Source organism: Tardiphaga sp. (assembly GCF_025356345.1).
Classification (GTDB): domain Bacteria; phylum Pseudomonadota; class Alphaproteobacteria; order Rhizobiales; family Xanthobacteraceae; genus Tardiphaga.
The window spans coordinates 1-11,511 of sequence record NZ_JANXTC010000273.1 but is presented as its reverse complement, the minus strand read 5'-3'; the positions used below and the strand labels follow the sequence as shown (position 1 = coordinate 11,511).

Genomic DNA, 11,511 nt, shown 5'->3' with positions numbered 1-11,511 from the left:
GAGGCGATTCCGCAGCCGACCATCGGGCTGATTTTCGGTGGCTGCATGGGCGCTGGCGCCTCGGTGGCTGCGAGTTGCGACCTACGCGTCGCGGCGGAGGATTCTTTCTTCGCAGTGCCCGCGGCGAAGCTCGGCCTCGGCTACGATCCGCGGGGCATCGCGCGCTTCATCCGGGTGTTCGGCGCCGGTGCAACGCGGCAGGTGCTGTTCACCGCGGACCGGTTGCCGGCGACGCGCGCTTACGCGCTGGGGGCGATCCACACCGTGGCGCCAAAGGCGGAGGTGGAAGCTGCCGCTTTTACACTGGCCCGGCAAATCGCCGGCAATGCGCCGCTGACGATCACGGCGGCCAAGGCGGCGATCTCCGCCATCACCACTGACAATTCCGATCTGCTGGCGCAGGCCGAGGCGCTTTATGCCGCGGCCGATGCCAGCGCCGACTACGCCGAAGGCCGTAACGCCTTTGCCGAGAAACGACCCCCGGTGTTCACCGGGAGCTAATCCACCCGATCCCTCTCACACCCCTGCAACGAAGGAGCTTCACATGAATCTGCAACTCAAGGGCAAATGCGCACTCGTCACCGGCGGAAGCGAAGGCATTGGCAAGGCGATCGCCATGACGCTGGCCAAGGAAGGCGTCAACGTCGCGATCTGCGCGCGCCGTCTCGAGCCGCTGGAAAAGACCGCCGAGGAAATCCGTAACGCCTACGGCGTCACCGTCGTCGCGATCACCGCCGACCTGACCAAGGACGAAGACGCCAAGAACTTTGTCGAGAAGGCCGCCAAGCAGCTCGGCAGCCTCGACCTGATGATCAACAATGCCGGCTCCGCACCGGGCGGCGTCATTGAGACGCTGACCGAGAAGGACTGGGAGCAGGCGCTGCAGCTCAAATTCATGGGCTATGTGCGCTGCCTGCGCTACGCGCTGCCGATCATGGTCAAGCAGGGTGGCGGCCGCGTCGTCAATCTGATCGGCAATGACGGCGTCAAGCCGTCTTATTGGGAGATCGCGCCGGGCGCTGCCAACGCCGCCGGACAGAACATGACGATGTCGCTGGCCGGCCAGTATGGCCGTCACAACATCTCGTTCTGCGCGGTCAATCCCGGTCCGGTACGCACCGAGCGCTGGGCGGGCCTGGTCACGGCGATGTCGCGCGACATGGGTATTTCCTACGAGGAAGCCGACAAGCTGGCGCCGGCCTCGATCGCGCTCGGCCGCATCGCCGAAGTTGAGGAAGTCGCGAATCTGGTTGTCATGCTGGCGTCGCCGCTGGTGCAGATGGCCAATGGCACGATGATCGAGATCGACGGCGGCCAGGACAAGGCCTTGATGGATCGCTTTCGCGATCGGTAGATTTTGCACGCGCTTCTTGCTTCCCCTCTCCCCCAGCCAGCGAAGCCGCGCGCAGTGGGAGAGGGGGCCTGAGCGAAGCGAAGGCGGGAGAGGGTTCTTTCATAGAATGCTACGGAGTTTGTGGCATCCCTCTCCCGGCCGCGCATTCGCGCGTCCACCCTCTCCCACAAAGGGAGAGGGGACCGCGGCGCTCGCGGCCGGTGGCGTCATCGCGCCATTTGTCGCGTGATCAAATCCTTGGCCAATATGCTAGGCATGCTGCATCAAGGTCAGTCTTGACAACAAAGAGGGTGCGCAAGACATTTGCGTACAAACTAATTCAGACGCCAGCACGAGCCGAGGCGACGCAATGAGGGAAACCCCGCTTGCGAAATGCGCGGCGACTGATATTTCAATCGCAATCGTCGATCACAACGGAGTTCGATCATGATGACGGCTCGTACTTTCCATTCCCTCGCCATCGCCGGCACGCTGGCGGTCTCGTTCGGCTCCGCCGCTTCGGCGCAGGAGACGATCAAGATCGGTGAACTCAACAGCTACAAGACCCAGACCGCGTTTCTCGACCCCTACAAGAAGGGCTGGGAAATGGCGATCGAGGAAATCAATGCCAAGGGCGGCGTGCTCGGCAAGAAGCTCGAAGTGATTTCGCGCGACGACGGGTCGAACCCCGGCGACGCGGTCCGTGTCGCCGACGAGCTGGTGACGCGCGAAGGCGTCAACATCCTGGCCGGCACGTTTCTCTCCAACACCGGCCTCGCCGTCACCGAATTCGCCGGCAAGAAAAAGGTCTTCTTTCTCGCCGCCGAACCGCTGACCGACAAGATCACCTGGCAGAACGGCAACAAGTACACTTTCCGCCTGCGCACCCAGACGTATTCGCAGGTCGCGATGCTGCTGCCGGACGCGCTCGCTGCCAAGAAGAAGCGCTGGGCGCTGGTCTATCCGAATTATGAATATGGCCAGACCGCCGTTGCGGCGTTCAAGGAGCTGATGAAGGCCAAGCAGCCCGACATCGAATTCGTCACCGAGCAGGCACCGCCGCTCGGCAAGGTCGATGCCGGCGCGGTGGCGCAGGCGATCGACGATGCCAAGCCGGATGCGATCTTTAACGTGCTGTTCGGTGCCGACTTCGCCAAGCTGGTGCGCGAGGGCGGCACCCGCGGCACCTTCAAGGACCGCGTCGTGGTGAGCGTGCTGTCCGGCGAGCCGGAATATCTCGATCCCGTCAAGGAAGAGGCACCGGTCGGCTGGATCGTCACCGGCTATCCCTGGGACAAGATCAAGACCCCCGAGCACGATGCCTTTCTCGCCGCCTACCAGAAGAAGTACAACGACTATCCGCGGCTCGGTTCGATCGTCGGCTACACCACTATGAAGTCGCTGGCCGCTGGGATCGCCAAGGCGGGCTCCACCGATACCGAGAAGCTGATCACCGCCTTCGAAGGCCTCAAGGTTGAGGGTCCGTTCGGTCCCTTCATCTATCGCGCCTCGGACCACCAGGCGACGATGGGCGCCTATGTCGGCAAGATCGCGCTGGAGAACGGCAAGGGCACCATGGTCGACTTCAAATATGTCGATGGCGCCAGCGTTCTGCCAGGCGATGCCGAGGTGAAGAAGCTGCGTCCCGCAACCGAGTAATGGAACGTATCGCCATGGTCGCCCTAGGTGCTCTCCCCGCCGCTGCGCAGCGGGGAGAGGCTGTTTGCCGATGACATTCAGTTCGTTTCTGTTCCAGGCGATCAACGGGTTGTCGTCGGCGTCCGGCCTGTTCCTGGTGGCGGCCGGCCTGTCGCTGATTTTCGGCGTCACCCGGATCGTCAATATCGCGCACGGGTCCCTCTATATGGTCGGGACCTACATCGCCTACACCTTTGCCACCCGGCTTGGCGGCGCCTTCGGTTTCTGGGGCGGCATCGTCGCCACCGCGCTGCTGGTCGGCGTGCTCGGCGCCGTGATCGAGGTGCTGCTGCTGCGCCGGATCTATCGCGCGCCCGAATTGTTTCAATTGCTCGCCACCTTCGCGCTGGTGCTGGTCATCAATGACGCCGCGTTGTGGATCTGGGGACCGGAAGACCTGCTCGGCCCGCGCGCGCCGGGCCTCACCGGCTCGGTCGAACTGCTCGGCCGGCGGCTGCCGACCTATGACATCTTCCTGATCTTCATCGGCCCGTTCGTGCTGTGGATGCTGCATCTGGCGCTCGCCAAGACCCGGTTCGGCCGGCTGATGCGCGCCGCGACCCAGGACCGCGAGATGGTCGGCGCGCTGGGCGTCAACCAGGCCGTCCTGTTCACCGGCGTATTCGCGCTCGGCGCCTTGCTCGCCGGGCTCGGCGGCGCGCTGCAGATCGCGCGCGAACCCGCCACGCTGGCGACCGACCTGATCGTGATCGGCGACGCCTTCGTCGTGGTGGTGGTCGGCGGCATGGGCTCGATCTCCGGCGCCTATCTGGCCGCCGTGATCATCGCCGAGGTGAAGGCGCTGTGCATCGGGCTCGGCGTCGTCAGCCTCGGCGGCTTCACGGTGAATTTCTCCAAGCTGACGCTGGTCGCGGAATTCCTGGTGATGGCCGTGGTGCTGATTGTCAGGCCCTATGGTCTGCTCGGCCGCGAGCAGGTCGCGGTGCGCAGCGTCGCCGAGCCGGAAGAGCCGATGCGTCCGGCCACGCCGGTCGCCCGGATTGCCGGCCTCATTCTGCTGGTGGTGCTGGTGTGCCTGCCGCTGATCGCCAGGAATTCGCCCTATACGCTGGTGCTCGGCATCGACGTGCTGATCGCGGTGCTGTTCGCCGCCAGCCTGCATTTCATCATGGGGCCGGGCGGCATGCATTCGTTCGGCCACGCCGCCTATTTCGGGCTCGGCGCCTATGGCACGGCCCTGCTGGTGAAGTGGTTCGCCGCACCGATGGCGCTGGCACTGGTCGCCGCACCCGTGCTGGCGCTGCTCGGCGCGCTGCTGTTCGGCTGGTTCGCGGTGCGGCTGTCCGGCGTCTATCTGGCGATGCTGACGCTGGCCTTCGCCCAGATCGTCTGGGCCGCCGTGTTCCAGTGGGAGACGCTGACCGGCGGCTCCAACGGCGTGCTCGGCGTCTGGCCCACGGCGCCGTTCGATAGACGCGGCCCGTTCTATTTCCTGACCCTGGCGCTGGCCGCCGTCGGCGTGCTGCTGTTGCGCAAATTCCTGTTCGCGCCGTTCGGCTATGCGATGCGGGCAGGGCGCGACTCGCCGCTGCGTGCGGAAGCCATCGGCCTCGACGTCAAGCGCGTGCACTGGCTGGCCTTCGCCATCGCCGGCGCGGTGTGCGGCGTCGCCGGCGGGCTGTTCGCCTTTGCCAAGGGATCGATCTCGCCGGAAACGATCGGTGTCAGCCGTTCGATCGACGGTCTGGTGATGGTGCTGCTCGGCGGCATCCAGACCCTGACCGGGCCGATCGTCGGCGCCTCCGTCTTCGCCGTCCTGCAGGACACCATCATGCGATCCACCGAATACTGGCGGGCGCTGCTCGGCGGCATCATCCTGCTGCTGGTGCTGGCGTTCCCCAGCGGCATCGTTGGTGGTTTTCTCAAACTGCTGCCGCGCCGGAAGGCAGCGTCATGAGCGATCTGGCCATCCGCTCGCTGTCCAAGGCGTTTGGCGGCGTCCGTGCCGTCAATGACGTTTCGTTCGATATCAAGCGCGGCGAATTTCTCGCGCTGATCGGCCCGAACGGCGCCGGCAAGTCGACCTGCTTCAACATGATCAACGGCCAGCTCGCCCCCGACTCCGGCGAGATCTTTTTCGAGGGCACTTCGCTGATCGGGAAAAAGCCGCGCGACATCTGGCGGCTCGGCATCGGTCGCACCTTCCAGGTGGCGGCGACCTTCAACTCCATGACGGTGATCGAGAACGTGCAGATGGCGCTGATCTCGCATGCCCGGCAGATCAACCGGCTATGGAAACCGGCGGCGTCGCTGCACCGCGAGCGTGCGCTCGAGCTGCTGGCGCAGGTCGGCATGGTCGAGGCCGCCGACCGGCCGAGCCGCGAGCTCGCCTATGGCGACGTCAAGCGCGTCGAGCTGGCAATCGCGCTGGCCAATGATCCCCGGCTGCTGTTGATGGACGAGCCGACCGCCGGCATGGCGCCGAAGGAGCGTAACGACCTGATCGCGCTGGTGAAACGGCTGGTGATCGAGCGCGGCATCTCGGTGCTGTTCACCGAACATTCGATGGACGTGGTGTTCGCCTTTGCCGACCGCATCATCGTGCTGGCGCGCGGAAAACTCATCGCCGATGGCGATGCGAAGTCAATTCGTGACAATCCGCAGGTCCGCGAAGTCTATTTCGGCACTGGCAAGACCTTTGCCAAGGCGGAGGCGACCTGATGACTGCGCCGATGCTGAATGTCGAGAAGCTGAACGCGTCCTATGGCGCCGCGCAGATCCTGTACGACCTCGATCTTGTGGTCGGCCGCGGCGAAGTGGTGGCCCTGATGGGTCGCAATGGCGCCGGCAAGACCACCACCATGAAGGCCATCATGGGGCTGATGGCGCAGGCCAGCGGCACCGTCCATTTCAACGGCAGCGATATTTCCGGCCGACAGCCTTACGAGATTGCGCGGCTCGGCCTCGGTTTCACGCCGGAGGACCGCCGGATCTTTTCCGATCTGACGGTGATGGAAAATCTCGACATCGGCCGGCAGCCGCCGCGCTTCTTCAGCGACAGCGTGCCGGCGCCGGTGTGGACCGAGGCCAAGTTGCTGTCGCTGTTTCCGAATCTCGGGGAAATGCCGAACCGGCCGGGCGGCCGGATGAGCGGCGGCGAGCAGCAGATGCTGACGGTGGCGCGAACCCTGATGGGCAACCCGCTGTTGATCCTGCTCGACGAGCCGTCCGAGGGCGTGGCCCCCCTGATCGTCGAACTGATGGCCACTACCATCTTGGAGTTGAAAAAAGCCGGCGTCTCGATCCTGCTGTCGGAGCAGAATGTTCATTTCGCCGAACTGGTATCGGACAGGGCCTATGTTCTGGAAAAGGGCCAGATCCAGTGGAAGGGTAGTATGACGGAACTGGCGGGCAATCTGGATATCCAGCGAGCCTACCTGACCGTCTGAGCACTAAACTTCAGCTGTTTTTACAGCCAGGGATCGTCCATAATTATATCAGACCATCGGGGACGAGCGATGTTGAAACCGGGCAAGCTAAAAGTCCTCGCGGGCGCCGAGCCGCCGTCCGACTACATCGTCGATTCCCAGGTCGGTTTCCTGATGCGGGTGGCGATGCAGCGCCATACCTCGATCTTCATGGCCAACATGATCGAGGACCTGACCCAGACCCAATTCGCGGTGATGGCCAAGCTGCACGAGGTCGGGCCCTGTTCGCAGAACCATCTTGGACGGCTGGTCTATCTCGATGCCGCCACCATCAAGGGCGTGGTCGACCGGCTCGGCCTGCGCGGCTTTATCAGCACCGGCGCCGACCCTACCGACCGCCGTCGCCGCGCGGTATCGCTGACCGAGAAGGGCACTCAGGCGATGGACGCCGCGATCCGCATCGCGGCCGAAATATCAGCGAAGACATTGCGGCCGCTGACGGCGGAGGAGCAGCGGACGCTGACACGGCTGTTGAAGAAGATTACCTGAAACTGTCATTCTGGGCGGGAGCGGTGCGAGCCGCGAGCGAACCCGGAATATCGAAATAGTTTAGCGCTGAACAATTCGGGATTCCGGGTTCGCGTTCGGCTGGCGCCGGCCGCGCCCCGGAATGACAGTTTGTGGCGACCTCAGCCTCTTCTGCGCAGCATCGCCCTGATCATTTGCGGCGACACCGGCAGTTGCGTCACCGCGCCGGGCATGCCCAGCGCATCGTCGATCGCCGCCGCGATCGCGGCGCCGACCGCGTTGGTGCCGCCTTCGCCGGCGCCCTTCAGCCCCATCGGGTTGAGCGGGCTCGGCGCATCCTCGGAGATGATCACCTCGATATGCGGCACTTCGCTGGCGGTCGGCAGCAGATAGTCGGCCAGCGTCACCGCCAGCGGTTCGCCGCGCTCGTCATAGGTGAATTCCTCATACAGCGCGCCGCCGATGCCCTGCGCCACGCCGCCGACGATCTGGCCCTCGACCAGCATCGGGTTGACCGCCTTGCCGATGTCATAGGCCACCAGATAACGCTCGATGGCGATCGCGCCGGTGTCGCGTGCGAGGGTCACCACCGCGACATGAACGCCATAGGGATAGGTCATGTGCCTGGACTCGAACGTAGCTTCGGCGAACAGGCCGGGCGTCTCGTCGCCGAGCAATTTTGAGCCCGGCGCCAGCGCCGCGGCGATCTGTGCCAGCCGGATCGACGGACCGGCGCTGATGCCGCCGCGCACGATCAGTCCGTCGACGATATCGAGATCGCTGGCCGGCGATTGCAGTAGCTCGGCGGCAACCGTCAGCACGCGCTCGCGCAGTTTGGTCGCGGCCAGCCTGGTTGCTTCGCCGGTCATCACGGTGACCCGCGAGGCGAAGGCGCCGAGGCCGCGGCCGATCCGGCTGGTCTGGCCGTGGACCACATTGATGCTGTCATAGGTGACGCCAAGCGTATCGGCGCAGATCTGCGCGATCACGGTCTCGACGCCCTGGCCGACCGAGGCCGCGCCGGTGACGACCTCGACGAGGCCTTTGGTATTAATGGTGATGCGGACGTCATCGAACGGGCCGAGTCCGCTCTTCTCGACGAACATGGCGATGCCAGCGCCCACCAACTCGCCGGCCGCGCGTCGCTGCTTGATCCGCGCCTGCAAGGCGGGCCAGCCGATGCCGTCCAGCGCCTTGCCGAGCAGAAGTTCGTAATCCCCGGAATCCAGCACGATGTCGGTGCCCAGCGTCTCGAGCGCGCGGGTCACCGGCATCTCGCTCTGGTCGATCAGGTTGCGGCGCCGGATCTCGACGCCGTCGACGCCGACCTGGGCGGCGATGGCATCCATCAGCCGCTCGCGGACAAAGGTACTCTCATAGCGCCCTGGCGCACGGTAGGTGCCGCCCGGCGTCTTGTTGGTGAGGCGAATGTGCCCGACGGCGCGATAGGCCGGGACGCGATAGGGGCCGGGCAGCATCGCCGCCGCAAGGTCGGGGACGGTGGCGGCATGGGTCCGCATATAGCCGCCCTGATCGTGGTAGAATTCGTCGTCGATCGCCAGGATGCGGCCGTCGGCATCAATCGCCGCGCGGACGTGATGGGTCTGCTGCCGCGAATGGTTGGTGGCGATCAGATTTTCGCGGCGGTCCTCGATCCATTTTATGGGACGCCCCAGCCGCAGTGCGGCGAGGCAGACCAGCACGTCCTCGGGATAGAGCTCGCCGCGCACGCCAAAGCCGCCACCGACATGGCCCTCGAACAGGTTCATGCGGCCGGGCGGGCGCCCCAGCATGTTTGCGATCTGGTCGCGATTCCAGTGCGGCACCTTGGCCGCGCCATACATCTCCAGCATGTCGGTGCTGGCGAGATAGCGGCCGATCGCGCCGCGGGTTTCCAGCGGCACACCGGAATGCCGCCCGATCGACAGCGACAGGCTGACGGTGGCATGCGCCGCCGCAAACGCTGCTTCGATATCGCCATAGCCTTTGCGGATGATCGCGGGCTCGGTCGGCAGCCCGTCGCGGAATTCTCCGGTCGGGCCGTCGGCCCGCAGGATCACCGGCAGTTCCTCGATCTCGACCACCACATGTTCGGCGGCGTCTTCGGCGAGGTAGGGATCGTCGGCGAACACCACGGCGACGGGATCGCCGACATAGCGCACGCGATCCTTGGCCAGGATGGTCTGGCGATAGGCCGCGAGTTGTTCGAGTTTGGTCAGGCGAAAATCGATCGGCGGAATCTCGGCGACATCGGCAAACGCCCATGCCGCCTGCACGCCGGGGATCGCCAATGCCGGCGCCAGATCGACTGAGCGGATGTTGCCGTGGGCGTAGCTCGAGCGCACCACGCGCATGTAGAGCTGGTTCGGAAAGTTGACGTCAGCGGCGAACAGGCCCTGGCCGCGCAGCAGCGGGCCGTCCTCCTTGCGGAGCAGCGACTGGCCGACAAGTCTGGTCCGCTTGTCGCTCACGATCGGCGCATCTCGATCGCAGCGGCACGCACCGCCTTGATGATGTTCTGATAGCCGGTGCAGCGGCACAAATTGGACGACAGCACGTCGACCAGGCTTTCCTCGGAAATGTCCGGCTCCCTCTCCAATACGCCAACCGCGAGCATCAGGAACCCCGGCGTGCAGAAGCCGCATTGCAGGCCGTGGTTCTCCATGAAGGCGCGCTGCATCGGATGCATTTCATCGCCTTTGGCAAGCCCCTCGACGGTACGGATCGGCTTGCCCGCCGCCTGCTGGGCGAACATCAGGCAGGCGCGCACCGGCTCGCCATCGACCAGCACCGTGCAGGCACCACAGACGCCGTGCTCGCAGCCAATATGGGTCCCGGTCTGGCCGCATTCCTCGCGGATCGCATCCGCCAGCGTGCGGCGCGATTCCACTGCGATGGCGTGGTCGCGGCCGTTGATGTTCAGGGTCAGGCTGGTCTTGTCGCTCATGCGATTTTTCCGTGGCTTGGCAGTTTTCCGCTGTGGCGCAGCGCGGCCCGAATCCGTTGCGGTGTCGCCGGCATCTCGTCGATCGAGATGCCGAACGAGGACAGCGCATCGTTGATCGCCGAGATTACCGCCGCCGGCGCGCCAATCGCGCCGCCTTCGCCGAGCCCCTTGGCCTTGGTGATGGAATTGCCGGTCAGCGTTTCGATGTGGTGCAGCTCGATCTCGGGGATTTCTTGCGCTGTCGGCGGCAGGAAGTCCGCCAGCGTGCTGCTCAGAATATTGCCGGTCTCGTCATAGATGATCTCTTCCAGCAGCGCGTTGCCGATGCCTTGCGCCACGCCGCCATGGACCTGGCCGTCGGCGATCATCGGATTGATGATCAGCCCGGCGTCCTCGGCGACCAGAAATTTTTTCATCTCGACGCGCCCGGTGTCGATGTCGACCTCGACGATGGCGACATGGCAGGCGTTGGAGAAGGTGCCGGACGGGTCATAGGTGCCGGTCTCGGTCATGCCGGGCTCGATCTTGCCATTGAAGATGTGGACCTGATGGTAGGCCGCGCGCACCAGAGTGGCGATCGGGATCGCGCGGTCGGTGCCGATCACCTGCGCCGAGCCGGATTGCAGCACGATGTCCTCCGGGGCGGCTTCCAGCAAATGGCCGGCCATTTTGATCAATTTGTTGCGCAGCTTTTGCGCAGCAATCAGGCTGGCGCCGCCGGACAGCACCAGCGAGCGGCTGGCGAAGGTACCCCAGCCATAGGGCGAGCGATCCGTATCGCCATGCACGATCCTGATGAATTGCGGATCGATCCCGATCTCATCAGCGATGATCTGAGCCAGCGAGGTGCGCAATCCCTGGCCATGCGGCGAGGCGCCGATCCGCGCCTCGACAAAGCCGGAGGGATCGATGCTGAGATGCACGGTTTCGAAACCCGGCGAGATCGCCATGCCGCGCGCCGCGAAGGCCGGGCTGCCATAGCCGGTACGCTCCGAGAAGGTCGCAAAGCCGATGCCGAGATAGCGCCCTTGTTCGCGAGCCGCCTTCTGCCGTCGACGAAAGCCGGGCAGGTCGATGGCGGCAATCGCCATCTCCATGGTTTCCTGGTAGCTGCCGTCGTCGAACACCAGACCGGTCGCAGAAGTGTAGGGGAAGCTGTTGATCAAGTTGCGGCGGCGCAGCTCGGTGGGCTCGATGCCGAAGGCGCTTGCGGCCTTGTCCATCAGGCGTTCGAGCACGAAGGTGATCACTGGCCGTGACACGCCGCGATACGGCGCCATCGGGCATGTATGGGTCAGCACGCCGCGCGACCGGCAATTGTAGCCCTGCACGTCATAGGGACCGGGCAGCTCCGCCAGCGCCATCAAGGGCTCGACGCCCGAGGTGGTCGGGAAGCAGGAATAGGCGCCGACATTGGCGATGATGTCGGCCGACAGCGCCAGCAGCTTTCCGTCCTTGTCGAAGGCGCCTTCCAGTTCGACATGCTGGTCGCGGCTGTGAAAGCTGGCGATCAGGTTTTCGCGGCGGTCCTCGGTCCAGGCCACCGAGCTGCGTAGTTTTCGCGCCAGCCACACCAGCAGCACATATTCCGGCGCCAGCGACATTTTTTGTCCGAA

Annotated in this window: 10 protein-coding genes; 7 read left to right on the top strand and 3 right to left on the bottom strand. The window is 64.8% G+C overall.

Features of this window, described 5'->3' with window-relative positions:
* From Q0S16_RS16895 to Q0S16_RS16865, 7 genes are all read left to right on the top strand, one after another.
* Window positions 1-501, top strand: a 501-nt coding sequence (locus tag Q0S16_RS16895; protein WP_295850288.1) for an enoyl-CoA hydratase-related protein, incomplete at its 5' end; no start/stop codon positions are given.
* A 43-nt stretch (window positions 502-544) separates the two neighbouring features.
* Complete coding sequence (locus Q0S16_RS16890; RefSeq protein WP_295850286.1) at window positions 545-1,354, top strand: SDR family NAD(P)-dependent oxidoreductase; 810 nt, start codon at window positions 545-547, stop codon at window positions 1,352-1,354.
* Window positions 1,355-1,783: 429 nt separating this feature from the next.
* Window positions 1,784-2,992, top strand: a complete 1,209-nt coding sequence (locus Q0S16_RS16885) for an ABC transporter substrate-binding protein (RefSeq protein ID WP_295850289.1) — start codon at window positions 1,784-1,786, stop codon at window positions 2,990-2,992.
* A 70-nt stretch (window positions 2,993-3,062) separates the two neighbouring features.
* Complete coding sequence (locus Q0S16_RS16880) at window positions 3,063-4,949, top strand: ABC transporter permease (protein WP_295850285.1); 1,887 nt, start codon at window positions 3,063-3,065, stop codon at window positions 4,947-4,949.
* Entirely contained in the window at window positions 4,946-5,713 is a 768-nt protein-coding gene (locus tag Q0S16_RS16875) for an ABC transporter ATP-binding protein (protein WP_295850283.1), read from the top strand. The genes Q0S16_RS16880 and Q0S16_RS16875 overlap by 4 nt, the downstream gene beginning before the upstream one ends.
* Window positions 5,713-6,441 carry an ABC transporter ATP-binding protein gene (locus tag Q0S16_RS16870; protein ID WP_295850280.1) on the top strand — a complete coding sequence of 243 codons (729 nt, stop codon included), beginning with the start codon at window positions 5,713-5,715 and terminating at the stop codon, window positions 6,439-6,441. Before Q0S16_RS16875 ends, Q0S16_RS16870 begins: the two co-directional genes overlap by 1 nt.
* Window positions 6,442-6,510: 69 nt before the next feature.
* Window positions 6,511-6,969 (top strand): MarR family transcriptional regulator, encoded by a 459-nt coding sequence (locus Q0S16_RS16865; protein ID WP_295850278.1) that lies wholly within the window; start codon window positions 6,511-6,513, stop codon window positions 6,967-6,969.
* Window positions 6,970-7,109: 140 nt separating this feature from the next.
* On the opposite strand, the gene Q0S16_RS16860 is transcribed toward Q0S16_RS16865, so the two are convergent.
* From Q0S16_RS16860 to Q0S16_RS16850, 3 genes are all read right to left on the bottom strand, one after another.
* On the bottom strand, window positions 7,110-9,419 hold the full coding sequence (locus tag Q0S16_RS16860; protein ID WP_295850276.1) for a xanthine dehydrogenase family protein molybdopterin-binding subunit: 2,310 nt from the start codon (window positions 9,417-9,419) through the stop codon (window positions 7,110-7,112).
* Entirely contained in the window at window positions 9,416-9,895 is a 480-nt protein-coding gene (locus Q0S16_RS16855) for a 2Fe-2S iron-sulfur cluster-binding protein (protein ID WP_295850275.1), read from the bottom strand. Before Q0S16_RS16855 ends, Q0S16_RS16860 begins: the two co-directional genes overlap by 4 nt.
* A partial coding sequence (locus tag Q0S16_RS16850) for a molybdopterin cofactor-binding domain-containing protein (RefSeq protein ID WP_295850273.1) occupies window positions 9,892-11,511 on the bottom strand: 1,620 nt, incomplete at its 5' end. The genes Q0S16_RS16855 and Q0S16_RS16850, both read right to left, overlap by 4 nt.

Bases quoted from the DNA above. Each gene is read 5' to 3' on its own strand.
- Q0S16_RS16855 (WP_295850275.1), bottom strand. From the start codon at position 9,895: ATGAGCGACAAGACCAGCCTGACCCTGAACATCAACGGCCGCGACCAC.
- Q0S16_RS16885 (WP_295850289.1), top strand. From the start codon at position 1,784: ATGACGGCTCGTACTTTCCATTCCCTCGCCATCGCCGGCACGCTGGCG.
- Q0S16_RS16880 (WP_295850285.1), top strand. From the start codon at position 3,063: ATGACATTCAGTTCGTTTCTGTTCCAGGCGATCAACGGGTTGTCGTCG.
- Q0S16_RS16890 (WP_295850286.1), top strand. From the start codon at position 545: ATGAATCTGCAACTCAAGGGCAAATGCGCACTCGTCACCGGCGGAAGC.
- Q0S16_RS16865 (WP_295850278.1), top strand. From the start codon at position 6,511: ATGTTGAAACCGGGCAAGCTAAAAGTCCTCGCGGGCGCCGAGCCGCCG.
- Q0S16_RS16875 (WP_295850283.1), top strand. From the start codon at position 4,946: ATGAGCGATCTGGCCATCCGCTCGCTGTCCAAGGCGTTTGGCGGCGTC.
- Q0S16_RS16870 (WP_295850280.1), top strand. From the start codon at position 5,713: ATGACTGCGCCGATGCTGAATGTCGAGAAGCTGAACGCGTCCTATGGC.